Raw genomic sequence first — 26,126 nt, 5'->3', positions numbered from 1 at the left:
ATAATTAACATTAACACCAATAAATACTCAATCTCCACCTCTGATGGCACCAAAGCATCCCTATCTTTGCGACCAACGCCTGCACAAGCAACCGAGAGAGCATGGGATCGGGGGTTTGATAACATAACCCTGTTCCGCCAGCCGTAGACCCGTTTTAAGCCGCTGTTTTTATCACTCAATCGCTGAGTCATAGACAAGCGGTATAAAATCAGCAAAACTGGATGCTTCTCCCTAAATCAATCGATGATGGGATAGGATGCCAGACTTATTCTGGGTAATAACCGGGGTCAAAGGTAAGAGTTATGATACGCACTATGTTGCAAGGCAAACTGCATCGGGTCAAAGTCACTCAAGCTGATTTGCACTATGAAGGTTCCTGCGCTATCGATCAGGATTTCCTGGAAGCCGCAGGCATTCTGGAATACGAAGCCATTGATATTTATAACGTTGATAATGGTCAGCGTTTTTCCACTTATGCTATCGCCGCCGAACGCGGTTCACGGATTATCTCGGTGAATGGTGCCGCGGCGCGTTGTGCTTGTGTCGGTGATAAGCTGATCATCTGTTCCTACGTACAGATGTCTGATGCTGATGCCCGATTGCACCACCCTAAAGTGGCGTATTTTGAAGGTCAGAATCAACTGCAACGCAAGGCCAAAGCAGTGCCGGTTCAAGTCGCTTAATTGCCCTTTACACGTGCAGTTGCACCATAAAAAAGGCGCTTAAATACAGCGCCTTTTTCACATCATAAACTCACACTATCAAACAGCTAATCTGATTCCATCACTGTCGGTGCGGCAGGTACGGGTATCTGACCCGGTTCATTGGCAATACGTTCAGCCATGGTCGGTATTGAATCAGTACGCAAAATATATAGCCGCTTAAGGGTATACGGATTATCACCCGGTTTTACCTTGCCTTGTAGGGTGGTCACCGCCAAATGGAAACCCGCATTTTTCGCCGCATCGATTGCGGTTTGGTTAAAACCACCAAAGGGATATGACAGAAAGATCACGTGCGGATTAAATTGAGATAACGCTCGTCGTGAGTGTTCAAAATCAAAAACAATATTGTGATAAGAACGGCTCAATAAGATAGGGTTACGTTTATTATCAGTCCGGTGTAAGAAATGAGTATGAGACTGAACATCAAATACATCCTGAATCTCTTTCAATTCAGAGATACTCATAAACTGTAATGAATCAGGGTTCCATTTTTGTGGATGGCGCTTAATTCGTGATGAAATAATAAATGCCGTAGCCCGGAAGCCATTTTCTTTCAATATAGGATATGCGTAGCGGTGGACCGATTTAAGACCATCGTCAAAGGTCAGTACTACAACTTTTGCGGGCAGATTAATCTTGTTATTGAGATAACCTTCAAGCTGATAGAGCGAAATCGTGTCGTAACCTGTCTGCTTGAGATAGGTCATCTGGTTACTGAATGCCGCATCAGAGGTGGTGGTTGATGTATTGAGGAAACGTTTATTCTCCTCATTCTTCAACATATGGTGATAGGTCAGGATCGGGATGCCGTTATCGATTTCAGCATCGACACTACTGACATAGCCTAAGCGATCACCAATATTGACCTGATACCAGGTATTCCCTAACCGGTCTTTCAATTTACCCACGATAGGGTAACGCAAGTTATCTACCAGCGTAGCAAACTGCTCACTGCGCACATCCGCCGCCAGATAGACAGGAGTTTCGCGCTTGATCAATATATTTTGATTGGGCAGGGGTTTATTCAGATCACCCAAGATATCGTTGGTTTTTCGTGCTTTGTTGATATCTTCTAAATCGTCCTTATCAATAAAACCGATGCCATTACCAAATTTAAATTCATAGTATTCTGCCGCAGCGGGTAAAACCTGAATAAGTTGATCTTCTTTAATCTCACCGACAGGAATGACCTTCTCACCAACCAGTGAATATATTTCGCTATCACGCTGTGCAACCATATATTTAGGCGTAAGTGTTGCTTCATCAGGTAAGAGATCTGCATGGGTTGCCGGTATCATTACCGACATGACAAGACCGAGTAGCATCCCAATAGCTATTCTGTTTTTATGCCACATTATCGTTCTACTTATGCGCATTTGGCGCTGAATTGAAAAGGGGAAAATCTGGTGCGCCAGCATAGCACGAGACGCCAGAAGTTGAGAAAGACGATATTAGATGGGGACATTATTTATTACGTTTAAATTCCAGTATTAACAACAATTAACTAACTAATAATTCACGATCAATCTCTGCTAATAGCCAAAGTCATTGGCGTTACAGCAAGGCGGCAAGTCAGCGCATCCCGATGAGCTTACAGAGGTCAAGTGATTCGGGTAAGTGAACGTAGCCAACACCGCTGTAACGTCAAGGCCGAAAAGAATACCCAAAGTCATTGGCGTTACAGCAAGGCGGTAAGTCAGCGCATCCCGATGAGCTTACATCAGTAAGTGATTCGGGTAAGTGAACGTAGCCAACACCGCTGTAACGTCAAGGCCGAAGGGTATTAGGTGCGTAGCCCACGACCACGCTCTATCAAATACCAAGCCCACGCATAAAACACCGCGATGAATACCACCAAAACACCAATGGTCAATACCAATGGCACATCAGAAATCCCAAGGAAGCCATAACGGAACCCACTTATCATGTACACAATGGGATTTAGTTTCGATACCACCTGCCAAAAAGGGGGCAGTAATGATAGCGAGTAAAATACCCCGCCCAGATACGTCAAGGGGGTCAGCACAAAAGTAGGCACCAGGCTGATATCATCGAACGTTTTGGCAAATACCGCATTCAGTAACCCACCGAGGGAAAACAGAATGGCCGTCAGCATCAATGTCAGTGCAATCATTGACCAAGAGTGGACATGCAACGGTACGAAGAACAGTGAGATAATCGTTACCAGAATACCGACACAGATCCCACGGGCGACCCCACCACCGACATAACCGATAATCACAATATGTGTGGGTACCGGAGCTACCAGCAACTCTTCAATACTGCGCTGGAATTTAGCACCAAAGAACGATGCAGCGACGTTGGCATATGAGTTGGTGATAACCGCCATCATAATCAAGCCGGGAACGATAAATTGCATATAATTAAAACCGCCCATATCACCAATTCGGGCACCAATCAGGTTGCCGAAAATAACGAAATAGAGCGACATAGTAATCACCGGTGGTACCAGTGTTTGAATCCAGATACGAGCAAAACGCGTAATTTCTTTGATCCAAATACTCTGTAATGCTACCCAATATAGGCGGGTCATGCTTTCTCTCCCCCGTTACCATTAACCAAGGTGACAAATAGCTCTTCCAGACGGTTAGCCTTGTTGCGCATACTTTGTACCTGAATTCCCTGAGCGTTCAATTGACTGAATAAACCATTCAGACCTTGCTCACGCTTAACATCAACCTCCAGCGTTGAGGTGTCCGTCAGACGATAACCATAACCCTCCAGCTTAGGTAGCGGGCTTTTAATACCCAAATCAAAAATAAAGGTTTCTGACTCAAGTTTGCCAAGCAACTGCTTCATGGTGGTATTTTCCACCAGTTCACCATTCTGGATAATACCAATGTTACGGCACAGCATTTCTGCTTCTTCCAGATAGTGGGTAGTCAGAATGATGGTAGTCCCCTGCGCATTCAGCTCTTTCAGGAACCCCCACATCGAGCGGCGTAATTCGATATCCACCCCAGCGGTAGGTTCATCAAGGATTAGCAACTTCGGCTCATGCATCAGCGCACGCGCAATCATCAAACGGCGCTTCATCCCGCCCGACAGCCGGATAGCGCGCTCATTGCGTTTGCTCCACAAATCCAACTGAGTGAGGTATTTCTCGGCACGTTGTAACGCGTCACGCCGCGTGACGCCGTAATACCCCGCTTGGGTAATCACAATCTGCAACACCGTCTCGAATGGGTTGAAGTTAAACTCCTGTGGTACTAACCCAAGTTGGCGTTTGGCATTCACGATATCATTATCAATATCGTAACCAAAAACTTGTACCTTACCGGACGTTTTGTTCACTAATGAACTGATAATGCCAATGGTGGTCGATTTACCCGCACCATTCGGCCCAAGCAGGGCATAAAAATCACCTGCCTCTACGCGCAGATCAATGCCACGTAGTGCCTGAACGCCACCTGCATAGGTTTTGGTTAGTTGCGTTATTTCCAGTGCATATGTCATAAGTAAAAAAGAACCTTATTCTATGAGTTTCTCAGCGATAACAGCATACCCATGCCTGACTTAGCTCGCCTGTCAGGGCAAGTTACGGGGAGCAGAAGGGATCATGGGTCGATACCGAGAAGATGTTACGCAGACGAAAATTGCGCGATCAACAGGGTCACTGTTCCGATTTCAAAATCGTTATCGTTGCCGTATATTATCCTATCGCAATCCGTTCATTACAGGCTATTTACATTAATGAAAGAAATAGAGAAGCTTCTCGCGAACAATGACATCTGGTCAAATTCAATCAGTAAAGATGACCCCGATTTTTTTGAACACCTGGCACAAGCCCAGAAACCTCGCTTTCTGTGGATAGGCTGTTCAGATAGCCGCGTCCCCGCGGAACAGTTGACCGGCCTGAAAGCGGGTGAATTATTCGTTCACCGCAATGTAGCCAATCTGGTTATCCATACGGATCTCAATTGCTTGTCCGTGGTGCAATACGCCATCGATGTTTTGCAGGTCGAGCATATCATTATCTGTGGCCACCTGGGCTGTGGCGGTGTTGAAGCCGCTATGCAAAAAGACCTTGAATTAGGGCTTATCGATAACTGGTTACTGCACATCCGGGATCTTTGGTTTAAACACAGCTCACTGCTGGGTGAATTGCCAGCTGAAGAGCGCAGCAATATGTTATGTAAAATCAATGTCGTAGAACAAGTGTATAACTTGGGTCATTCGACCATTGTCCGTTCCGCCTGGAAGCGCGGGCAGAAAGCCATGATTCACGGCTGGGTCTATGGTATTGACGATGGCAAACTGACTGATTTGAAAGTCTCGGCCACCAGCCTAAGCGAACTGGAAATAAAGTACCGCGAAGCAATGGCAAAAATACTGCAACCAAACAGACAAAACTAATAAGTGCTACGGGAGGGTGTTAAAACACACCCTATCCCATCCCTAAATGCTGCTAAAGACACTCGAACTCAAAATATTGACGTGCCGTAACCATCGGCAAATAAGGCGTAGCGAGCTAAATCAGTTTGAGTGCGCCCAGTACGCAAGAACCGGAGCGTACACCATGACTTTATAAATCATGGCTACGTGAGGATTCTGAGTACTGCGGAATCTCAAAATGGCGACGCGCAGTAGCCGCTCCTGATCACTCGTCAAACATCACGACTTTGCCTACATATGGCAAATGCCTGTAGCGCTGGGCATAATCGATACCGTAACCCACCACGAATTCATCAGGAATGGCGAAGCCGACCCACTCAACCGGCACCTGAACTTCGCGACGCTCTGGTTTATCCAGCAACGTGCAGATAGCCAGTGATTTCGGCCCACGCAATTGCAGAATTTCACGCACTTTACTTAATGTATTACCGGAGTCGATTATATCTTCAACAATCAGCACATCCTTACCACGGATATCTTCATCCAAATCTTTCAGGATTTTCACATCTCGCGTGGTACTCATGCCATTGCCGTAGCTGGAGGCCGTCATAAAATCGACTTCATGGGAAACATCAATGGCACGGCATAAGTCAGCCATAAACATAAATGAGCCACGGAGCAACCCGACCAGCACCATTTCACTGCCGCTATCGCGGTAGTGTTCGGAGATTTGGTGGCCTAATTCGGCAATTCGGGCTTTGACTTCCTGCTCGGAAATCATGACTTCTACAGTGTGTTTCATAAGTATTTACGTCGCTTTTTTACGTTACTTGCCACAAGAAAGCCGCTGAGTTTACCATAGCCTAAGCGATGTTGCGACGGACTCACCCGCCGCACACATAACCTGTTGATACCCCCTAAGCGCTGACGGTAAAGCCCAACATCATGCCAGTATCTTCATGTTCCAACAGATGGCAGTGGGCCATATAAGGCATACTGGCTGGTGCGAGGTGACTAAAACGCACTAATATCTCACTGCGCGCACCTTCCACTCGTACAATATCTTTCCAGCCACGGCGATGCTCTGCCGGTGGTTTGCCGTTTTCTGTCAAAATACGGAACTGTGTCCCGTGGACATGGAAGGGATGTAACATCATGTCGCCTTCACCAGAAACGGTCCACTTCTCGAATTTCCCGAGCTTCGCGTCAAACGCCGGTTCAATCATCGAGAACGGTTTGCCGTTAATCATATTGGCATGGCTGAAATCAAAAGCCGCCGCGCCTTTCATCGCGCCACTCTCCATACCGGCCATATTGCTGTGATCCATGCCATTCATGGCACCGTTACCCATGTTCATGCCAGCCATTGCTTGCATACCATAACGGCTCATCAGCGCTTGCATCCCTAACATATCCAATTTCGGATCCATCATCAGTTGGAACCAGCGCTCTTGCAAGCCAGTGGCATCGGCTAATGCCGGCACCACAACCAGCGAATCCGGGAGCACCTTGCTACCCGCGGCCAGTGATGGCTGAATGCGCAATACCGGTAATGGCTTATCGAACGGGGCCAGGGTCATACCCATCTGTTTCACTGGCAAAGTAACCAGATCAAGCGGCTTACCATCAGCAGTATCTACCAGCACCTCAAAACGTTCACCCATCAGTATTGGCAACTCACGCACGGCTACCGGTTCGGCCAGTAAGCCACCGTCGCTGGCAATCACATACATCGGGCGGCCATCGCTGAGTGCCAAATTAAGGGAGCGGGCATTACAGCCATTGAGCAGCCTTAGTCGCACCCAACCGCGTGGGGTGATTTGCTGCGGATAATGTGCTCCATTGGTAAACATCCGATCGCCAAACCAACCAACAGCCGCCGTCATCACATCTAACTGATAATCAATCTGCCCATCTTTACCCAGTAATTTATCCTGCAAAATAACCGGAATATCGTCTACACCCCACAGCTTTGGCAGAGGAAGTTTCTCGCTCTCACTGTCATCGATCAGGACCAATCCGCCTAAGCCCATGGCCACTTGCTGGCCAGTCTTCCCATGAGTGTGGGGATGGAACCAGCAGGTAGCCGCCGGTTGATCGACACTAAAAACAACCTGCCGGGTTGTGCCGGGTTGAATCAGTGCCTGTGGACCACCGTCCACTTCGCCGGGGATTTCCAGTCCGTGCCAGTGCACCGTGGTCGCTTCTGGTAGGGAATTAGTGATATCAATAGTGACCGGTTTGCCTCGTTGCAAACGGATGGCAGGCCCCAGTAGATTGCCATTATAACCCCAGGTCTGCGTTGCTACGGAGGGTAGCCAGGCCACAGTACCGGTCTGGATATTCAAATTAATTTTGCTATTGGCATCGGGCTGGAGCAGAGGCGGAATAGGCAGTGGTGATAAATCTGCGGCCAAGGCCGCGCGGCTCCATAACGGCAGTGAAGTGGCGGCTCCAAGAGCTGCCGTTAACTTAATAAAATCACGGCGATGCATGGTCGTCTCCATCTTGATAATGAGTGAGTGCCTGCAAGACACAAAAACAGCAGTTTGTGAGCTTAAACCCTCCCCTTACAGGAAGGTCAAGATGTAATCAATCACTTGGTGAGTCAATCCAAATCAGGTAAGTGATTCTGGTGATAAATCTGCTTGCACTAACCTCGCCTGGCAAGGTCCAGGGTGCGGGAGAGTCACCTGCATCGCTAACACCCCTGCGGCTTCAAGTACGAAGGGTATAATAAAATTTACTCTGAACCATCACAGTGTGATAACGTCTGTTAACAATGAACAAGCCTGTTTCCGCTATGAAAAGAACAACGTTAGTTATGCTGCTGCTTACTCTGTGCGGATTTTCATCTGCCAGTTCTGCATTAAGTGAATCCGAAGCAGAAGATCTTGCGGATCTGACTGCGGTATTTGTCTATCTGAAAAATGATTGTGGTTATAACGAATTACCCAATAACGAAATCAAACGGGCTATCGTCTATTTTGCTCAGCAAAATCGCTGGGACCTGCGTAACTATAATAGCTTTAATATGAAAGCGTTGGGCGAAGAGAGTTATCGCGACCTGCGTGGTATTGCTATTCCAGTTCCTACCAAATGCAAGTCTCTGGCCCGTGACTCGTTGAGTTTATTGGCTTACGCGAACTAACAATCCCGCCTTTACCCTTTCAGTCTGAAATTCCACCGTGCAACCTCATCCAGAGTTGGCTATGATGTTGCCCCCATTTTTCATGGCTGTTACTGCGAAGGAGAAGCCCCGAACATGTCACAGAAAGAACTATGGTATGAAACATTGCATGCCAACTTCGGTCAGTATTTTTCAGTAGAAAATGTGCTGTACCACGAGAAAACCGAGCATCAGGATCTGGTGATTTTTGAAAATCCCGTGCTGGGCCGTGTCATGGCACTGGATGGCGTGGTTCAGACGACCGAGCGCGATGAGTTTATCTATCACGAAATGATGACTCATGTGCCTTTACTGGCCCACGGTCAGGTGAAGAAGGTACTTATCATCGGTGGTGGTGATGGTGCCATGCTGCGTGAAGTCAGCCGCCATAAAAATATCGAACAGATTACCATGGTGGAAATTGACGCCGGTGTCGTGGAGTTCTGCCGCCAATATCTGCCGAATCACAGTGCGGGTGCCTATGACGATCCTCGTTTCACATTAGTTATTGATGATGGTGTTAACTTCGTTAACCAGACCACTGAAAAATTCGATGTCATCATCTCCGACTGTACCGATCCCATCGGCCCAGGAGAAATCCTGTTTACCTCAGTTTTCTACCAGGGATGTGCCCGTAGCCTGAACCAAGGCGGCATTTTTGTGGCACAAAACGGCGTATGCTTCCTACAACAGGATGAAGCCGTCGGCAGCCACAATAAGCTTAGCCACTATTTCAGTGATGTCAGTTTTTATCAGGCCGCAATTCCGACCTATTATGGCGGTATTATGACCTTCGCGTGGGCGACTCAAAACCCCTCGCTGCGTCAGCTGGATCTTGCCACGCTACAACAGCGTTTTGCTAAAGCAGGCCTAAACTGCCGCTACTATAACCCAGCCATTCATGTCGGCAGCTTTGCCTTGCCGCAGTATCTGCTGGATGCCTTAACAGCCAAATAAGGAGGTGAACTAAATTGTCCAAGCTTAAACTACACGGCTTCAACAACCTGACCAAAAGCCTGAGTTTTTGTATTTACGATATTTGTTATGCCGAGACCGCAGACGACCGCGATGGCTATATCGCCTACATTGACGAACAGTACAACGCCAACCGCCTGACCGAGATCTTGAGCGAAACCTGCTCGATCATTGGCGCAAATATATTGAATGTCGCACGTCAGGATTACGACCCTCAGGGGGCGAGTGTTACCATTCTGGTCAGCGAAGAACCGGTCGATCCGCGCGATGTTGATACCTCTGAGCACCCCGGCCCGCTGCCAAATGCAGTGGTTGCCCATTTGGACAAGAGCCATATCTGCGTTCATACCTACCCAGAAAGCCACCCTGAAGCGGGGTTATGCACTTTCCGCGCAGATATCGAAGTCTCTACCTGTGGAGTGATTTCACCGCTGAAAGCCCTGAATTACCTTATCCATCAGTTGGAGTCCGACATTGTTACGATGGATTATCGCGTACGGGGCTTTACCCGTGATATCAATGGGATAAAGCATTTTATCGATCATAAGATCAACTCGATTCAGAATTTCATGTCTGACGATATGAAGTCGCTGTATCACATGATGGATGTGAATGTTTATCAAGAAAACATCTTTCATACCAAGATGATGTTGAAAGACTTCGATTTGAAGCATTATCTGTTTAACGCCAAGCCGGAAGAGCTGAGTGCCGCAGAAAGAGAACGTATTACTCGCCTGTTATATAAAGAGATGCAGGAAATTTACTATGGCCGCAATGTGCCAGAAATGTGATACGTTGCCGGTAATACCACTGTATTTATATGTTATTAATCAGTAATAAGTCAGACAAGAAACCAATTAATCGGGCATAACTCTTTTTGCCCGGTTAATACCTCCAACTCAAGGAATGACCCCGCGAATGAACCGCCTCCCCACCCTGTATGGCATTATTGCAATCCTACTTTGGAGCATGAGTGTCGCTTTGACGCGCGGACTATCTGAAACCTTGGGTCCGTTTGGGGCCGGAGCGGCAATTTACAGCGTGAGTGGAGTTTTGGTGTGGTTGGTGGCGGGTAAACCCACGTTACGTGGACAGCATCCAGCTTATCTGTACGGTTGTGGTTTGCTATTTGTGGTGTATATGGTGGCGTTCGCTTTGGCTATTGGTATGGCTAATGACCGTCAGCAGACACTGGAAATTGGCCTGATCAATTACCTGTGGCCGAGTTTAACCTTGCTGTTAGCAGTTCCATTACTTAAGCTGCGCGCCCGTTGGTGGTTATGGCTGGGAGTTGCACTTGCTCTATTCGGTGTAATCTGGGTAGTCAGCGGTGGAAACGGGCTAGATATCAATGTATTGAGCACCAATGTTAGCAGTAACCCTCTGGCCTACAGCCTGGCTCTCATCGCGGCGTTTACCTGGGCGGCTTACTCCAATCTGGTCCGTTTGTACAGCCGTGGGCCAGGGGCGTTGCCGCTGTTTTTACTCGCCTGCGCCCTGTGTTTGTGGGTCATGTTCTTTATGCTGACCCCCGGCAAGTTGCATTTCACCACACGGGCAACGTTTGAACTGTTACTTATGGGAGCCAACACTGCGCTGGCCTATCTGTGTTGGGATATTGCCATGAAAAAGGGCAATGCCACATTAGTGGCTGCTCTGTCCTACTTCACACCACTGCTATCGATATTGATTGCCAGCTTGTGGCTCAATACCCTGCCCTCAGCCGCTTTCTGGCCCGGAGTGGCGATGGTGGTGGTAGGTTCTCTGCTATGCTGGTCTGCCAGCCGCAATCCCCTTCGAACTTGAAGCCGCAGGTAGGCAGCAACGCCAAGTTCTTTGAGTAAATATTTTATTTAGAAGTAATGAAGTTACGATAGCCTTTCAATACCAGCAGAAAGTCCTCTAATCCGCACAGACAGAGGCTTTCTTCATCATAGTAATTCATGCCCTCTTCCATCTCATCGCCGTCGAGATCCAGTTGATTGGCACGCACCATCACTTCTTCCCCATCCAGCCACAAGGTATATTCATGGCCGGTCAACTGCCATTGGCGCTCACTGCCTTTCACTTCCATAGCGGCGGCTTCAATTTGATCGAGTTTTGCCAGGTCGCCCTTAATCTCTTCATTGAGCCAATGGCCGATCACTTCATGTCCCATGGAGAATCTGACCAGCACTTGCCCTGTTAAATCACGCAAGAATTCATAGTCCATAGCATGCCCTCCTGATGCTCTTATAATTATTGTAACCGTATTTAGCCCACCCACTTGGCGCAAGCTCGCAAAGCCGGTAAATACCGCTAAGATTTCACTACCAGACGGTTTGTTTAAAATAGAAACGGGAGGCCATAGGCCTCCCGTCAGATACGTATTATACATCATACCCAAAGTAATTGGGGTTACAGATAGGCGGCAAGCTAACCGCCCTGTCACTCCAAAGACAAAGGGTATAGCTGTTTAGACTGCGGTTTGGAAGATAACACCGTCAGCTTTGTCCGTATATTGGCTCAACTGATCGAAGTTCAGGTAGCGATAAGTATCCTCTGCGGTCTTATCAACCTGAGCCATATAAGTTTGATATTCCTCAGGCGTTGGCAGACGCCCCAGCAGTGATGCAATCGCCGCCAGTTCAGCCGACGCCAGATAGACATTCGCCCCATTCCCCAAGCGATTCGGGAAGTTACGGGTTGACGTAGAAACCACTGTCGCACCATCAGCCACACGAGCCTGGTTACCCATACACAGTGAACAGCCCGGAATCTCAATACGGGCACCACTCTTACCAAAGACGCTGTAGTAGCCCTCTTCGGTTAACTGTGCGGCATCCATTTTGGTCGGAGGTGCAACCCACAAACGTGTTGGCAATTGGCCTTTATGTTGATCCAGCAACTTACCCGCCGCGCGGAAGTGGCCAATGTTGGTCATGCAAGAACCGATAAACACTTCATCGATCTTGCTGTTAGCCACATCAGACAACAAGCGAGCATCATCTGGATCGTTTGGCGCACACAGAATAGGTTGTGTGATATCAGCCAGATCGATTTCGATTACCGCTGCATATTCCGCATCGGCATCGCCTTCCAGTAGATTTGGATTCGCCAGCCAGCTTTCCATACCATTAACCCGGCGCTCCAGCGTACGGCGGTCGCCGTAGCCTTCCGCAATCATCCACTTCAACAAGACGATATTGGATTGCAGGTATTCGGTGATCGGCGCTTTATCCAATTTAATGGTACAACCAGCAGCAGAACGTTCAGCGGAAGCATCGGCCAACTCGAATGCCTGTTCGACTTTCAGCTCTGGCAGGCCTTCAATTTCCAGAATTCGGCCAGAGAAGATGTTCTTCTTGCCTTGCTTCTCAACCGTCAGCAGGCCTTCCTGAATCGCGTAGTAAGGAATTGCATGCACCAGATCACGCAGAGTGATACCCGGCTGCATTTTACCTTTAAAACGCACCAGCACCGATTCAGGCATGTCCAAAGGCATTACACCTGTTGCGGCCGCAAAGGCCACCAAACCAGAACCTGCCGGGAAGGAGATCCCAATCGGGAAGCGAGTATGGGAGTCACCACCGGTACCAACCGTATCTGGCAGCAGCATGCGGTTCAACCACGAGTGGATGATGCCATCACCAGGACGCAGCGATACGCCACCACGGTTCATAATGAAATCAGGCAAAGTATGGTGAGTGGTCACATCAACGGGCTTAGGATAAGCGGCAGTATGACAGAATGACTGCATCACCAAATCAGCGGAGAAGCCCAGACATGCCAAGTCTTTCAGCTCATCACGGGTCATCGGGCCGGTGGTGTCTTGTGAACCGACCGAGGTCATCTTAGGTTCGCAGTATTCGCCTGGGCGCACACCTTCAACGCCACATGCGCGGCCAACCATTTTCTGTGCCAGCGAGAAGCCTGTATTGCTTTTGGCAACTGGCTTCGCCACACGGAATACTTCGCTGACTGGCAGACCCAGCGACTCACGAGCTTTAGTGGTCAAGCCACGGCCAACAATCAGTGGAATACGGCCACCAGCACGGACTTCGTCCAGCAACACGTCAGTTTTCAGCTCGAAGGTCGCGAGTATCTCACCGGTATCATGGCGGCGTACTTCGCCCAGATACGGGAAGATATCAATCACGTCGCCCATGTTTAGATTGGCAACATCCACTTCGATTGGCAAAGCACCGGCATCTTGCATGGTGTTAAAGAAGATCGGGGCAATTTTGCTGCCCAGCACCACGCCACCGCCGCGCTTGTTCGGCACGTAAGGGATGTCGTCGCCCATAAACCACAGCACCGAGTTGGTGGCGGATTTACGGGAAGAACCGGTACCGACCACATCACCGACGTAGGCCAGCGGGAAACCGATTTTGTTCAGTTCTTCGATCTGTTTGATCGGGCCAACGCTACCCGGTTGATCTGGGTGAATGCCTTCACGGGCATTTTTCAGCATCGCCAAGGCATGCAGTGGAATATCAGGGCGCGACCAGGCATCTTGCGCCGGGGACAAATCATCGGTATTGGTTTCACCGGTTACTTTGAATACGGTGACCGTGATTTTTTCGGCCAAAGGCGGTCGGGAGAGATACCATTCGGCATCAGCCCAGGATTGCATCACCTTCCTGGCATGTGGGTTACCCGCTTTGGCTTTTTCTTCCACATCGTAGAAGTTATCAAACATCAGCAAGGTGTGAGATAACGCTTTGCCCGCAATCGGTGCCAGCTGTTCGTTATCTAACGCATCAATCAGCGGATGAATGTTATAACCGCCCTGCATAGTGCCAAGCAGTTCAATCGCTTTTTCAGCGTTAATCAGAGGGGAGTTGGCTTCACCCTTGGCAATCGCCGCCAGGAAACCGGCTTTAACGTAGGCTGCTTCATCAACACCGGGTGGAACACGGTTGATCAGCAGATCTAATAAAAATTCTTCTTCGCCCGCCGGCGGATTTTTTAATGATTCAACCAGCGCGGCCATTTGTGATGCATCTAATGGCTTGGGGACGATACCCTCAGCAGCACGCTCGGCTACGTGCTTACGGTATTCTTCTAGCACGACTCTCTCCTCGCTTTAATTATCATATATTTTCCAGGCTTATCTGTTGTCACCAGCCATCATCACTGATGCAGTAGGTGTAGGTAAGACGCCCAGTTTGCCCAGCCAGCATACCAGTATTTGAACTCAGTGTTAATTCGTTCACATAAAAGCAACATTAAATTTTTGCTGAATCGTTGAGCGCAGTGTAATCACCTGAAGTATTGATAATGGCTCTCAGTTAGCCTCTCACCCTAGGGCAATATCCGCAAAAACACCGCTGTATGATAACCACAGTAAATGAATGGATACCATCTCTCTATGAGAATCTCGTGCTATTGATATGACTTTTAGGGTGATAAATAACGAAGGGAAGATATTGTGGCGATAAATGAAGCAGAAACAGCCGATAACCACTGTTTCTGCTTTGATAAAAGACTCTATGCCCCAAGTATGAAGGGCAATTAGAATTGGGTATTCAAGCTAACAAAATAGGTCCGGCCCGGCTCATTGTAAGTCGCTGCCCCTGCACCCGCGATACCGGCTACGCTCTGGGCATTACCGGCACGGAACTGGCGTTTGTCGAACAGGTTTTCAATCCCAGTGGTGACACTGACATTTTTTGTCACTGTATAGCTAGCACTGAGACCAAAGATGGCATATGGGCTGACTTCATTGCGTGCCGTACCCGTAACCGGCAGACCTTGATAGTCATATTTTTTCGGCTTCTGACGCCCATACCAGGTCACGGTGGATAGCAGTGACAAATCATCAGTTGCCTGCCAGTTCAGTGAACTATTCAAAGTAAACTCCGGCGTGATCGATAAGTAATCGCCGGTACTTTTGTTCTTCGACTCCAGCATATAGGTCAGATTGCTGCTCCACTGTACTGTCTCAGTGAAGGGCACAGTCAGATTACCTTCCAACCCTTCCACCAACGCTTTCGGCACGTTACTCCACTTGAAGATATCGGAATTAGCATAAGCACCGGTACCGCCACTGGCAGTCCCGAGGGAGAGCAAACCCGGCTCGATCTTATTACGATAATCATTACGGAAGTAAGTGATACCGGCAATAATGCCGTCATCGTGGAACTCGAACCCGATCTCTTTGTTTACGCTGGTTTCAGCAGACAGAGAATCATTACCCATCAGGTAGCAACTGCCGCCACCGCCATAGCAACCTTGACCACGGCTATATAACAGATAGTTAGGGTTGGTTTGATAGAGATTTGGCGCTTTATAAGAACGGGCAATACCCATTTTCATGGTGAAGTAATCACCCAGTTCCTGTGACAGATTCAGGCCTGGACTCCAGTTACTTCCCGCGGTGCTGTGATGATCAAAGCGCAGTGCTGGGGTGAGCATGGTGGTATCCGTCAACTCGATATTATCCTCAACAAATACCGAGGCTATCTGCGCCGAGCTACGAGTATTGCGCCCAGTCCCCGTCAAACCGCTGACACTGCCACCCTCACTCGTCGTTTGGGTATTAGAGCTTGGATCGTTCATTTTCTGGTCATTCCATTCCGCCCCCACGGTCAGCACCTGATTAACGCCCAATTCAAATGGCAGGTTAACCTCGGAGTGGGCCAGATAGTTGTCCAGCTTGATAGTACTGAAATATTTATTTGAGAATATGCCTTCTGTACCGCCCGCCAGCCCCTCATTGATTCGTGAGTTGCGCGTATCTTCATACTGAAAATAGGAGGTTGTACTGACGCCGTTATCCCAAAAACCACGGTGTGTTAGCGAGAAATTATCGCGGTACATCACGTTAGTTTCCGCACCGTATAAGCTGCGAACTATGGCATTGCTGTTTGTGTTTTGTGTATCACCGGCATAAATATTTCCCTGGCGGCTATAACCTGCCTCGAATTCCAGAGATTGGCCTTGGGCGAATTCCCAACGCAGTAACCCGTTGATATCTTTATTTCGTACCCCTTCACGGCCGGCCGGCAGTGTACCGGCCTGGTTACCGGTACGGGCAGATTCATGGCCTTGGTTAATATCCCAATCATCAGCATCGGTTTTATTGTATCCACCGTACAAGCGGAAACTGACGGTATCACTTAGCGGCCCCAACAGACTGAAATCGGTACGACGGGTCGCGCCTTCCTCGCTGTGCTGCGGCAGGTTCATGTAGGCGTTCCAGCTACCATGTAGTTCTTTGTCCGGCTGTTTGGTGATGATATTCACTACACCACCGGCTGCACCGTTGCCATAGCGTGCCGCTGACGGCCCGCGTAAAACTTCGATTTTCTCAACCATATTCGCGGGAACCCAGTTGGTATCACCACGGGTATCACGTTCACCACGCCAGCCATAACGCACCGCATTACGGCTGGAGACCGGTATGCCATCAATCATAATCAGCGTATTTTCAGGCCCCATGCCACGAATATCAATTTGCCGATTATTACCACGCTGACCACTGGCAGAGTTACCGGAAAGATTAACACCCGGCATGGTGCGGATAATTTCGGACAGGTCATTCGCGGGTGGCCGTTTGCGGATATCCTCTGCGGTGATAGTTGATGCCCCCAGCGCCTGACGAACTTGCTGTTGAGCGGTCACCACCAGCGTATCACCGGTGGTTGCCGACCCACCGGCCACAGCAGGCTCTTGCTGCGATGTGGTGGCGGTTGTTTGCGCTGTCGCCTGTGTCGCTGCTGTGGACTCAGCTTGATTTGTCGCTTGAGTTTGTGCCCAGAGCGGAGTCGATATGCAAATACCGATCAATGTCGTCAGAGAACGCCGTTGCCATTTTACTTTCATTACACTTTCCCCTGATGCAAAAAAGCCCACAGCAAATATCCGCAGAGTAAAATCTCTGGCAATCTATTCGTTGGGCGATAAAGACGAACAAGATTGATAATTATTTCCATTATCAATTCATCGCGTTAATTGTTACATTTGCATATAGGGAAAAGGTTTGTGCAAACAGCAAATCTGTTTGTCAGAACGTCAATGTTGTCATAATGTCAGTGGAGAGTTCGTCATGTCGACGGTGAAGCAAAACAAATTACGCAATGTCTCTCCTTCATCCAAACCGATTTATCGTGAACAAATTGTGCAACAATCGAATCTGGTTGCCAGTGATTATCAACTGAGCAGCGTGAAATCATTGTCCACTGACCCGGTATTGTTTGGCGACTTTCAAGTATTGCGTCTGAACCCACATCTGATTTTACATACCGCGAATGTCACCAACCTCTGTGATATCAAGACGCAAAACCGGCTTAATCCAGCACTGAAACTGGCTATTGTGGTTAGTGGCAGCGCGCATATCTCATTCGGCGGTCAACAGTTGCATTTGCAGGAAAAAGGCGATGCCTCGCTGGTCTCATTAACTGAAAGCACCCTGTTTACTCGCCACGGTAAAAACAACAGTCACGAGCGCACGTTAACACTGACTTTTGACCGTGAATGGCTGTATGGCGATTTGCTGCCACAAGCCGGCGCATGGGATACGTTGTATAACTTTACCCAACAGCATCTGGCGATTCATTTATGGCGTCCATCAGTTCACTCGCAAGCCATTGCTCAGAAAATAGCGAGCGCCCCACCCTTTTCAACGCCGCTGGAGCGGTTGCAATGGGAAACACAATGTATTGGGCTGATCATTGAAGCGTTCAGTTCACTGGAGCAGCAAGCCCAGCAGCAAAATAAAATATCATTACGTGGGTTGAACCGGGTTCAGCAGGTACGTGACTGGCTGGAAAGTGGTGAGGCTGACCACCTATCGATGAGTGAATTAGCCGGTCTGGTGAATATGAGCCAGAGTACCTTGCAGCGACGTTTTCGTGAAAGTTACCACATTACGGTATTTGAATATCTGCGCCATTGTCGTTTAAAGCGGGCCATGCTGGCATTACAGAAAGAAGGAGTCAGTATCGATCAAGCCGCCGCCATTGCTGGTTATACCAGCCCTGCCAACTTTGCCACCGCACTGCGGCGGACCTTTCATATCTCGCCCAGTCAACTACGGGCGGGATCGATTTTTGATCGATAAAAAATGCCTGAGTGATAAAAACCTTTAAACAAAAAAACGGCCCCTGTTAAGGAGCCGCTTCATTATCTTGCTGTATTAGCGAAAATTATTTCTTTTTCGCTTTCGGGTTAGGCAAGTCGGTAATGCTACCTTCGTAGATTTCCGCGGCCAGACCGACAGATTCATGCAAGGTAGGGTGAGCATGGATGGTCAACGCGATATCTTCCGCATCACAACCCATCTCGATCGCCAGACCGATTTCACCTAACAGTTCACCACCGTTAGTCCCAACAATGGCACCACCGATGATACGGTGAGTTTCTTTGTCGAAGATAAGTTTAGTCATACCGTCTGCGCAATCTGAAGCGATAGCACGGCCCGATGCCGCCCACGGGAAGGTGGAGGTCTCAAAGCTGATGCCTTTTTCTTTCGCTTCTTTCTCGGTCAGACCCACCCATGCGACTTCAGGTTCAGTGTACGCAATAGATGGAATGACTTTCGGATCGAAGTAATGTTTCAGGCCGGAGATAACTTCAGCAGCAACATGACCTTCGTGCACACCTTTATGTGCCAGCATTGGCTGACCCACGATGTCACCGATAGCAAAGATATGCGGCACGTTGGTACGCAGTTGTTTATCAACGTGGATAAAGCCACGCTCATCAACTTCTACACCAGCCTGACCGGCATCCAGCAATTTGCCGTTAGGTACACGGCCGATAGCCACCAGAACGGCATCATAGCGCTGTGGTTCTGCTGGCGCTTTTTTGCCTTCCATCGTGACATAGATACCGTCTTCTTTGGCTTCTACCGCCGTCACTTTGGTTTCCAGCATCAGGTTGAACTGCTTACTGATGCGCTTGGTAAAAACTTTCACCACGTCTTTATCAGCAGCCGGAATAACCTGGTCAGCCATTTCTACCACATCAATTTTCGAGCCCAGCGCATGGTAAACCGTACCCATTTCCAGACCGATGATGCCACCGCCCATAACCAGCAGACGTTCAGGAACGCTTTTCAGTGCCAGTGCATCAGTTGAGTCCCAAACACGTGGGTCTTCATGAGGAATAAATGGCAGTTGGATTGGGCGAGAACCGGCCGCGATAATCGCGTTATCGAAGGTAATGGTAGTTGGGCCATTTTCGCCTTCAACCACTAAGGTGTTCGCGCCAGTAAATTTACCAAAACCATTAACCACTTTGACTTTACGGCCTTTAGCCATACCTGCCAAACCACCGGTTAACTGATTGATAACTTTCTCTTTCCAGACACGGACTTTATCAATGTCAGTTTTAGGCTCACCAAAAACGATACCGTGTTCAGCCAGCGCCTTAGCTTCTTCGATAACTTTGGCAACGTGCAACAATGCCTTGGAAGGGATACAACCCACATTCAGGCAAACACCACCCAAAGTAGAGTAACGCTCAACCAGAATGGTTTCCAAACCTAAATCCGCGCAACGAAAAGCAGCAGAGTACCCTGCTGGACCTGCCCCAAGTACCACGACCTGAGTTTTAATTTCAGTACTCATCATGACCTCTTAATTGTTTGTCCGGCGGGTCAGACATCATTTTGAAATCTATCGAATATATTAGGCTAATTAATTTCATAACGCCCTTCATCCACCGGGACGCTTGCACCGCGAGCAGTTTACAGAATTGTTAATAATCTGAAAAGCAACATCGAGTGACGAGTGTCTCAACAACCCTAATCTATATAAAAACAAGGCCGGCACGAAGCCGGCCTTGGCGATTACATCACCAAACGGCGAATATCAGCCATAATGGTCGCGATATAGGCTGCGAAGCGAGCACCTGCTGCGCCATCGATCACACGGTGGTCGAAGGACAGAGACAGAGGCAGCATCAGACGTGGCGCAAACTCTTTACCATTCCAGACTGGCTTCATGGATGATTTAGACACACCCAAGATAGCCACTTCTGGCGCATTGACGATTGGCGTAAACGCCGTCCCGCCGATGCCGCCCAGGCTGGAGATAGTGAAACAACCGCCTTGCATGTCAGATGCAGTCAATTTGCCATCACGCGCTTTCTTGGAAATAACAGCCAGCTCGCGAGACAACTCGACAATACCTTTTTTGTTCACATCACGGAATACTGGAACAACCAGACCGTTAGGGGTATCAACCGCCACACCGATATTGATGTATTTCTTCAATGTCAGTTTCTGACCATCTTCAGAAATCGAGCTGTTGAAACGTGGGAACTCTTCCAACGCCTTAGCAGCCGCCTTCATCAGGAACACCAGCGGGGTGATTTTCAGATCTTGTTTTTTCTTCTCAGCTTCGATGTTCTGTTGCTTACGGAACACTTCAACTTCAGTGATATCCGCTTCATCGAATTGGGTCACATGAGGGATAGTGACCCAGTTACGGCTCAGGTTCGCACCAGAGATTTTCTGGATACGGCCTAATTCAACTTCTTCAATCTCACCGAACTTGCTGAAATCAACTTTCGGCCAAGGCAACATACCTGGCAGACCGCCGCCAGTGGCAGCAGGGGCTGTTTCAGCACGTTTGACCGCATCTTTCACGTAGGCCTGAACGTCTTCGCGCAGGATACGACCTTTACGACCGGTACCTTTCACTTTCGCCAGGTTTACGCCAAATTCACGCGCTAAACGACGGATAACCGGCGTGGCATGCACGTAAGCGTCATTCTCAGCAAACTCGCCTTTGCTCTCAGCTTTCGCGCCAGGAGCGGTGGCCGCTTTAGCCGGTGCCGCAGCAGCAGGAGCCGCTGGCTGGGCAGGTGCAACAGCAGGGGCTGCGCCTTCCACTTCGAACACCATGATAAGCGAGCCGGTTTTAACTTTGTCGCCAGTGCTGATTTTGATCTCTTTAACGGTACCGGCAAATGGTGCTGGCACTTCCATTGAGGCTTTATCGCCTTCAACGGTGATCAGTGATTGTTCAGCGGCAACTTTATCACCCACTTTAACCATCACTTCTGTGACTTCAACTTCATCGCCACCGATGTCTGGCACTTCGACATTTTTTGCTGCTGAGGAGGCCGGTGCAGCAGCAGCTGCGGCCGGAGCTGACTCAGTTGCCGCGGCGGGTGCCGCAGCACCTGCCACTTCAAATATCATGATAGGAGAACCGGTGCTGACTTTATCGCCAGTGCTGATTTTGATCTCTTTAACGGTACCGGCGAATGGCGCTGGCACTTCCATAGAGGCTTTATCGCCCTCTACAGTGATCAGAGATTGTTCAGCGGCAACAGTATCGCCCACTTTCACTAGTATTTCAGTCACTTCAACTTCGTCGCTGCCGATATCTGGCACTTCAACATTTTTTACCGCAGATGCCGCTGGCGCCGCTGCCTGAGCAGGGGCTGCTGGCTTTTCTTCGGCTGCTGCAGGCGCCGCAGCGGCACCTGTTGCTTCGAAGATCATCATCAGTTTGCCGGTCGCGACAGTATCGCCAACTGCAATTTTGATTTCTTTAACTACGCCCGCCTGCGGTGATGGGACTTCCATGGAAGCTTTATCACCTTCAACGGTGATAAGCGACTGTTCCGCTTCAACGGTATCGCCTACTTTCACCATAATTTCGGTGACTTCCACTTCATCTGCACCGATGTCTGGTACGTTAATTTCAATAGCCATTTGTTCTTTACCTCTTATGCCAGACGCGGGTTAACTTTATCGGCGTCGATACCAAACTTAGTAATTGCTTGTGCAACTACGCTGGCGTCGATGTCACCGCGTTTAGCCAATTCACCCAGAGCTGCAACCACAACGTAAGAAGCATCAACTTCGAAGTGGTGACGCAGGTTCTCACGGCTGTCAGAGCGGCCGAAACCATCTGTACCCAGCACGCGGAACTCGCTGGCAGGAATGAAGTTACGAATTTGTTCAGCGAACAACTTCATGTAGTCAGTAGAAGCAACCGCTGGCGCGTCGTTCATGACTTGAGCCACATAAGGAACACGTGGCGTTTCTGTTGGGTGCAGCATGTTCCAACGCTCACAATCCTGACCATCACGGGCCAGTTCAGTGAAGGATGTTACGCTGTACACATCAGAACCAACACCGTAGTCGTTAGCCAGAATCTGAGCCGCTTCGCGAACGTGACGCAGGATTGCACCTGAACTCATCAACTGCACTTTGCCTTTGCTACCTGCAACAGTTTCCAGTTTGTAGATACCTTTACGGATACCTTCTTCTGCGCCCTGTGGCATTGCTGGCATGTGGTAGTTTTCGTTCAGCGTGGTCAGGTAGTAATAGACGTTTTCCTGCGCTTCACCGTACATACGCTCCAGACCGTCATGCATGATGACAGCAACTTCATAAGCATAGGCCGGATCGTAAGAGATACAGTTCGGGATGGTCAGTGACTGAATGTGGCTATGACCATCTTCATGTTGCAGACCTTCGCCATTCAGAGTAGTACGACCTGAAGTACCACCGATCAGGAAGCCACGCGCCTGTTGGTCACCCGCAGCCCAGCACAGGTCACCGATACGTTGGAAACCGAACATGGAGTAGTAGATGTAGAACGGGATCATTGGCAGATCATTGGTGCTGTATGAGGTCGCAGCAGCCAGCCATGAAGAGGCAGCACCCAGTTCGTTGATCCCTTCTTGCAGGATCTGGCCTTTTTCGTCTTCTTTGTAGTAAGCAACCTGCTCACGGTCTTGCGGGGTGTACTGCTGACCATTCGGGCTGTAAATACCAATCTGACGGAACAGACCTTCCATACCAAAAGTACGCGCTTCGTCAGCAATGATTGGAACAATTCTGTCTTTGATAGACTTGTTCTTCAGCATCACGTTCAGCACACGCACGAAGGCGATAGTGGTAGAGATCTCTTTGTTCTGCTCTTCCAGCAAGGAGCTGAAATCTGACAACGCAGGGATTTCCAGCTTCTCGGTGAACTTAGGCATGCGGGTTGGCACATAGCCTTCCAGCGCCTGACGACGTTCATGCAGATATTTGTGCTCTTCGGAATCTTTCTCGAAGGTGATGTAAGGCAGTTTTTCGATATCAGCATCGGCAACTGGCACATTGAAACGATCGCGGAAGTGGTGAACCCCTTCCATGTTCATTTTCTTCACCTGGTGAGCAATATTTTTGCCTTCTGCTGTTTCGCCCATGCCGTAACCTTTAATGGTGTGGGCCAGGATAACAGTTGGTTTACCGGTGGTTTCTTGTGCTTTCTTCAGTGCGGCAAAGACTTTCTTCGGATCATGACCACCACGGTTCAGAGACCAGATCTCGTCGTCGCTCATGTCTTTCACTAATGCAGCAGTTTCTGGGAAACGGCCAAAGAAGTGTTCGCGGACATAGGCGCCGTCTTTGGATTTAAAGGTCTGGTAGTCGCCATCCAGGGTTTCGTTCATCAGTTGGATCAGTTTACCGCTGGTATCTTTACGCAGCAGCTCATCCCAACGACTACCCCAAATCACTTTCAGAACCTGCCAGCCAGCACCATTGAAGATGCCATCCAGCTCATTGATAATCTTGCCGTTACCGGTAACCGGGCCATCCAGGCGCTGCAAGTTACAGTTGATAACGAAGACCAGGTTATCCAGTTTTTCACGGGTCGCGATGGTGATCGCACCTTTGGATTCTGGCTCATCCATCTCGCCGTCGCCCAAGAAGGCGTACACGGTCTGTGCTGCAGTGTCTTTCAGACCACGGTGATGGAGGTATTTCAGGAACTTGGCCTGATAGATTGCACTGATTGGGCCAAGGCCCATCGATACCGTTGGGAACTGCCAGAATTCAGGCATCAGTTTCGGATGCGGGTAAGAAGACAGACCCTTACCATCGACTTCCTGACGGAAGTTATCCATTTGCTCTTGAGTCAGGCGGCCTTCAAGGAAAGCACGCGCGTAAACACCTGGAGAAATGTGGCCCTGGAAGTAAACCAGATCGCCGCCGTCTTTTTGGTTACGAGCACGGAAGAAGTGGTTGAAGCAAACCTCGTAGAAGGTAGCGGAAGACTGGAAGGATGCCATGTGGCCGCCCAAATCCAGATCTTTCTTCGACGCACGCAACACGGTCATCACAGCATTCCAACGGATAGCGCTGCGAATACGACGCTCAAGCTCCAGGTTGCCAGGGTAAGCGGGTTCGTCTTCTACCGCGATGGTGTTGATGTAATCACGGTTGGCAGAACCTGCCGCAACGCTCACACCACCTTTACGGGCTTCGCCCAAAACCTGATCAATCAGATACTGAGCACGCTCAACACCCTCTTCACGGATGACCGATTCGATCGCCTGTAGCCAGTCGCGGGTTTCGATCGGATCCACGTCATTATTTAAACGTTCTGACATGGTGGTATTCCTTATCTGTTTCTAATGGTTTATTTGGAGCCTATCTTCCTGTGCTTTAACCCCAGGCTAAAGCACGTGCCCTGGTGAAAACACCGGAAGATAGGCCCATCAGTTTGTCCCCGTCATACTTCAAGCTGTAGAGGCGTTGGCTGTACTCTCTCACCCCAGTCACTTACTCAAGTAAGCTCCTGGGGATTAATGAGTCTCTTTGAGACTCACCCTACGGGCTAGCATAAATGCTGTTCAAATCGACCTACGACCGATTTGTCATTCCCTTGCCGCCTACCTACAACTCGAATTATTTTGGGTATAGTTGCCGCTAATAATTCTCAAATGAGAATAACTACCCAATGAAATTGAAGTTACCGTGCCGCTGCCAGAGAACGAATCTCGATAAGCTGACCCAAGTCAGTGATTCGGGTGAGTTCACGCAGCTAACAACCCTGTAGCTTCAAGTACAAAGGGTACAAAACGAGTTATTGAGGTCTTGCAGAGGCGCAACCTGAATGATTCGTTTCTAGTCCTTGCGCTGTTGGAGCCGACGCAAAGATCGCTCACGGCGACTGTGCTCCCGACTAAGATCCAACAGAATTTCCTCGATAAACGCCAAGTGACGGTGTGAAGCTTCGCGGGCTTTCTCTGGCTCGCGTGCCACAATCGCCTCAAAAATCCCGGCGCGGTGACTGCTCACCGTTGCCAGCATTTCGCGGCGCGAGTAAAGCAATTCAAAGTTCTGTCTTACGTTTTGTTCCAGCATCGGCCCCATGCAACGCAGTAAATGCAGCAAAACCACATTATGCGCAGCCTCTGTGACAGCCACTTGATACTGCATAACGGCATCTGCCTCAGCATCTAAATCGCCGTTATCCTGCGCTTGCTGAATAACAGTATGGCATTCACGGATACGTTGCAGATCTTCATCAGTGCCGCGCAATGCTGCATAATAGGCAGCAACACCTTCGAGGGCATGACGGGTTTCTAACAGATCGAATTGTGATTCTGGATGGTCAGCCAGTAGCTCTGCTAGCGGATCGCTAAAGCTTTGCCACAGATTGGTTTGCACGAAAGTCCCGCCCCCCTGACGACGCAACAGCAGTCCCTTAGCTTCTAAGCGCTGAATTGCTTCTCGCAAAGAAGGCCGGGAAACATCAAATTGCTTCGCCAACTCGCGTTCAGGCAGTAATTTCTCCCCCGGACGCAGCGTCCCTTCCAAGATCAGGTATTCGAGCTGCTGCTCGATGACATCTGATAATTTGGGCTGACGTATTTTGTTGTAGGCCATAATTTGTTGTAAGTCGCGCTGTAAGCCGTATTGAGTGAATCGTCTCTGCGAGTAGCGCGGAGTCAATTGGTAATACCAATTTCAAAAACGTGACGATAAAGTAACAAAGTATTCACTAGCTGTCCATACGGACCTTGACCAAAATCATGAAACCCAGCACATTTTAACAACTTCACTGATAAAGCAATGCAAAGTGATAACGTAGCAGTGGTAATACCATTACCTGGCAGCCTCGGGTTTTAACTTTTATGAAACGGGTAATTAGGCAAGCTGAAGCGTTAAAGTG

19 protein-coding genes are annotated in these 26,126 nt (G+C 49.1%); 7 read left to right on the top strand and 12 right to left on the bottom strand.

Annotated elements, in window-relative coordinates; all coding sequences use genetic code 11:
- Positions 1-302: 302 nt before the first annotated feature.
- Positions 303-683: an aspartate 1-decarboxylase gene (gene panD / locus V1952_RS08675; protein ID WP_032905470.1), complete on the top strand. Its 381-nt coding sequence runs from the start codon at positions 303-305 to the stop codon at positions 681-683.
- Between the two features lie 86 nt (positions 684-769).
- Here panD and V1952_RS08670 read toward each other — a convergent pair whose 3' ends face one another.
- The 3 genes from V1952_RS08670 to V1952_RS08660 form a co-directional block, all read right to left on the bottom strand.
- Positions 770-2,080, bottom strand: coding sequence for a polysaccharide deacetylase family protein (locus V1952_RS08670; protein WP_372558031.1), 1,311 nt, complete (start codon positions 2,078-2,080; stop codon positions 770-772).
- Positions 2,081-2,508: 428 nt separating this feature from the next.
- The gene (locus V1952_RS08665; RefSeq protein ID WP_372558030.1) at positions 2,509-3,279 is read right to left on the bottom strand and encodes an ABC transporter permease; all 771 of its coding nucleotides are present in this window, start codon (positions 3,277-3,279) and stop codon (positions 2,509-2,511) included.
- Positions 3,276-4,202, bottom strand: coding sequence for an ABC transporter ATP-binding protein (locus tag V1952_RS08660; protein WP_420074615.1), 927 nt, complete (start codon positions 4,200-4,202; stop codon positions 3,276-3,278). The genes V1952_RS08665 and V1952_RS08660 overlap by 4 nt, the downstream gene beginning before the upstream one ends.
- A 237-nt stretch (positions 4,203-4,439) precedes the next feature.
- Here V1952_RS08660 and can point away from each other — a divergent pair, with 237 nt between their 5' ends.
- Positions 4,440-5,102 carry a carbonate dehydratase gene (gene can / locus V1952_RS08655; RefSeq protein WP_372558029.1) on the top strand — a complete coding sequence of 221 codons (663 nt, stop codon included), beginning with the start codon at positions 4,440-4,442 and terminating at the stop codon, positions 5,100-5,102.
- 244 nt (positions 5,103-5,346) lie between these two features.
- On the opposite strand, the gene hpt is transcribed toward can, so the two are convergent.
- Together hpt and cueO are read right to left on the bottom strand one after the other, a co-directional pair.
- Entirely contained in the window at positions 5,347-5,883 is a 537-nt protein-coding gene (hpt, locus tag V1952_RS08650; RefSeq protein ID WP_372558028.1) for a hypoxanthine phosphoribosyltransferase, read from the bottom strand.
- Between the two features lie 115 nt (positions 5,884-5,998).
- Entirely contained in the window at positions 5,999-7,576 is a 1,578-nt protein-coding gene (gene cueO, locus V1952_RS08645) for a multicopper oxidase CueO (protein WP_420074614.1), read from the bottom strand.
- A 308-nt stretch (positions 7,577-7,884) separates the two neighbouring features.
- Here cueO and V1952_RS08640 point away from each other — a divergent pair, with 308 nt between their 5' ends.
- The 4 genes from V1952_RS08640 to yddG all read left to right on the top strand — a co-directional run bounded on the left by V1952_RS08640 (position 7,885) and on the right by yddG (position 11,031).
- Complete coding sequence (locus tag V1952_RS08640) at positions 7,885-8,232, top strand: YacC family pilotin-like protein (RefSeq protein ID WP_016266377.1); 348 nt, start codon at positions 7,885-7,887, stop codon at positions 8,230-8,232.
- A 114-nt stretch (positions 8,233-8,346) separates the two neighbouring features.
- Positions 8,347-9,207: a polyamine aminopropyltransferase gene (gene speE, locus V1952_RS08635; RefSeq protein ID WP_420074613.1), complete on the top strand. Its 861-nt coding sequence runs from the start codon at positions 8,347-8,349 to the stop codon at positions 9,205-9,207.
- 14 nt (positions 9,208-9,221) lie between these two features.
- Positions 9,222-10,016 carry an adenosylmethionine decarboxylase gene (gene speD, locus V1952_RS08630; RefSeq protein ID WP_083160476.1) on the top strand — a complete coding sequence of 265 codons (795 nt, stop codon included), beginning with the start codon at positions 9,222-9,224 and terminating at the stop codon, positions 10,014-10,016.
- Positions 10,017-10,143: 127 nt separating this feature from the next.
- A complete protein-coding gene (gene yddG / locus V1952_RS08625; RefSeq protein WP_372558024.1) occupies positions 10,144-11,031 on the top strand; it encodes an aromatic amino acid DMT transporter YddG in 888 nt (295 codons plus the stop codon).
- A gap of 43 nt (positions 11,032-11,074) precedes the next feature.
- Here yddG and yacL read toward each other — a convergent pair whose 3' ends face one another.
- The 3 genes from yacL to V1952_RS08610 all read right to left on the bottom strand — a co-directional run bounded on the left by yacL (position 11,075) and on the right by V1952_RS08610 (position 17,034).
- A complete protein-coding gene (gene yacL / locus V1952_RS08620) occupies positions 11,075-11,437 on the bottom strand; it encodes a protein YacL (protein ID WP_083160480.1) in 363 nt (120 codons plus the stop codon).
- A 243-nt stretch (positions 11,438-11,680) separates the two neighbouring features.
- Entirely contained in the window at positions 11,681-14,278 is a 2,598-nt protein-coding gene (acnB, locus tag V1952_RS08615; RefSeq protein ID WP_420074612.1) for a bifunctional aconitate hydratase 2/2-methylisocitrate dehydratase, read from the bottom strand.
- A 443-nt stretch (positions 14,279-14,721) separates the two neighbouring features.
- The gene (locus V1952_RS08610) at positions 14,722-17,034 is read right to left on the bottom strand and encodes a TonB-dependent siderophore receptor (RefSeq protein ID WP_420074611.1); all 2,313 of its coding nucleotides are present in this window, start codon (positions 17,032-17,034) and stop codon (positions 14,722-14,724) included.
- Positions 17,035-17,257: 223 nt separating this feature from the next.
- On the opposite strand from V1952_RS08610, the gene V1952_RS08605 reads away from it, so the two are divergent.
- On the top strand, positions 17,258-18,271 hold the full coding sequence (locus V1952_RS08605) for a helix-turn-helix domain-containing protein (protein WP_083160484.1): 1,014 nt from the start codon (positions 17,258-17,260) through the stop codon (positions 18,269-18,271).
- 85 nt (positions 18,272-18,356) lie between these two features.
- Here V1952_RS08605 and lpdA read toward each other — a convergent pair whose 3' ends face one another.
- The 4 genes from lpdA to pdhR all read right to left on the bottom strand — a co-directional run bounded on the left by lpdA (position 18,357) and on the right by pdhR (position 25,840).
- The gene (lpdA, locus tag V1952_RS08600; protein ID WP_372558021.1) at positions 18,357-19,781 is read right to left on the bottom strand and encodes a dihydrolipoyl dehydrogenase; all 1,425 of its coding nucleotides are present in this window, start codon (positions 19,779-19,781) and stop codon (positions 18,357-18,359) included.
- Between the two features lie 221 nt (positions 19,782-20,002).
- Positions 20,003-21,880, bottom strand: a complete 1,878-nt coding sequence (aceF, locus tag V1952_RS08595; RefSeq protein WP_420074610.1) for a pyruvate dehydrogenase complex dihydrolipoyllysine-residue acetyltransferase — start codon at positions 21,878-21,880, stop codon at positions 20,003-20,005.
- 14 nt (positions 21,881-21,894) lie between these two features.
- Positions 21,895-24,558, bottom strand: coding sequence for a pyruvate dehydrogenase (acetyl-transferring), homodimeric type (gene aceE, locus V1952_RS08590; protein WP_372558019.1), 2,664 nt, complete (start codon positions 24,556-24,558; stop codon positions 21,895-21,897).
- Positions 24,559-25,075: 517 nt separating this feature from the next.
- Positions 25,076-25,840 (bottom strand): pyruvate dehydrogenase complex transcriptional repressor PdhR, encoded by a 765-nt coding sequence (gene pdhR, locus V1952_RS08585; RefSeq protein ID WP_049613280.1) that lies wholly within the window; start codon positions 25,838-25,840, stop codon positions 25,076-25,078.
- Between the last annotated feature and the right edge of the window lie 286 nt (positions 25,841-26,126).

The organism is Yersinia sp. 2542 StPb PI (assembly GCF_048593855.1).
In the GTDB taxonomy this organism is placed as follows: domain Bacteria; phylum Pseudomonadota; class Gammaproteobacteria; order Enterobacterales; family Enterobacteriaceae; genus Yersinia; species Yersinia enterocolitica_E.
This window is presented reverse-complemented; position numbering and strand designations above follow the sequence as displayed.

Bases quoted from the DNA above. Each gene is read 5' to 3' on its own strand.
- V1952_RS08660 (WP_420074615.1), bottom strand. From the start codon at position 4,202: ATGACATATGCACTGGAAATAACGCAACTAACCAAAACCTATGCAGGT.
- hpt (WP_372558028.1), bottom strand. From the start codon at position 5,883: ATGAAACACACTGTAGAAGTCATGATTTCCGAGCAGGAAGTCAAAGCC.
- V1952_RS08665 (WP_372558030.1), bottom strand. From the start codon at position 3,279: ATGACCCGCCTATATTGGGTAGCATTACAGAGTATTTGGATCAAAGAA.
- V1952_RS08670 (WP_372558031.1), bottom strand. From the start codon at position 2,080: ATGTGGCATAAAAACAGAATAGCTATTGGGATGCTACTCGGTCTTGTC.
- V1952_RS08605 (WP_083160484.1), top strand. From the start codon at position 17,258: ATGTCGACGGTGAAGCAAAACAAATTACGCAATGTCTCTCCTTCATCC.
- speE (WP_420074613.1), top strand. From the start codon at position 8,347: ATGTCACAGAAAGAACTATGGTATGAAACATTGCATGCCAACTTCGGT.
- aceF (WP_420074610.1), bottom strand. From the start codon at position 21,880: ATGGCTATTGAAATTAACGTACCAGACATCGGTGCAGATGAAGTGGAA.
- yacL (WP_083160480.1), bottom strand. From the start codon at position 11,437: ATGGACTATGAATTCTTGCGTGATTTAACAGGGCAAGTGCTGGTCAGA.
- aceE (WP_372558019.1), bottom strand. From the start codon at position 24,558: ATGTCAGAACGTTTAAATAATGACGTGGATCCGATCGAAACCCGCGAC.
- panD (WP_032905470.1), top strand. From the start codon at position 303: ATGATACGCACTATGTTGCAAGGCAAACTGCATCGGGTCAAAGTCACT.
- yddG (WP_372558024.1), top strand. From the start codon at position 10,144: ATGAACCGCCTCCCCACCCTGTATGGCATTATTGCAATCCTACTTTGG.
- V1952_RS08610 (WP_420074611.1), bottom strand. From the start codon at position 17,034: ATGAAAGTAAAATGGCAACGGCGTTCTCTGACGACATTGATCGGTATT.
- pdhR (WP_049613280.1), bottom strand. From the start codon at position 25,840: ATGGCCTACAACAAAATACGTCAGCCCAAATTATCAGATGTCATCGAG.
- V1952_RS08640 (WP_016266377.1), top strand. From the start codon at position 7,885: ATGAAAAGAACAACGTTAGTTATGCTGCTGCTTACTCTGTGCGGATTT.
- can (WP_372558029.1), top strand. From the start codon at position 4,440: ATGAAAGAAATAGAGAAGCTTCTCGCGAACAATGACATCTGGTCAAAT.
- cueO (WP_420074614.1), bottom strand. From the start codon at position 7,576: ATGCATCGCCGTGATTTTATTAAGTTAACGGCAGCTCTTGGAGCCGCC.
- lpdA (WP_372558021.1), bottom strand. From the start codon at position 19,781: ATGAGTACTGAAATTAAAACTCAGGTCGTGGTACTTGGGGCAGGTCCA.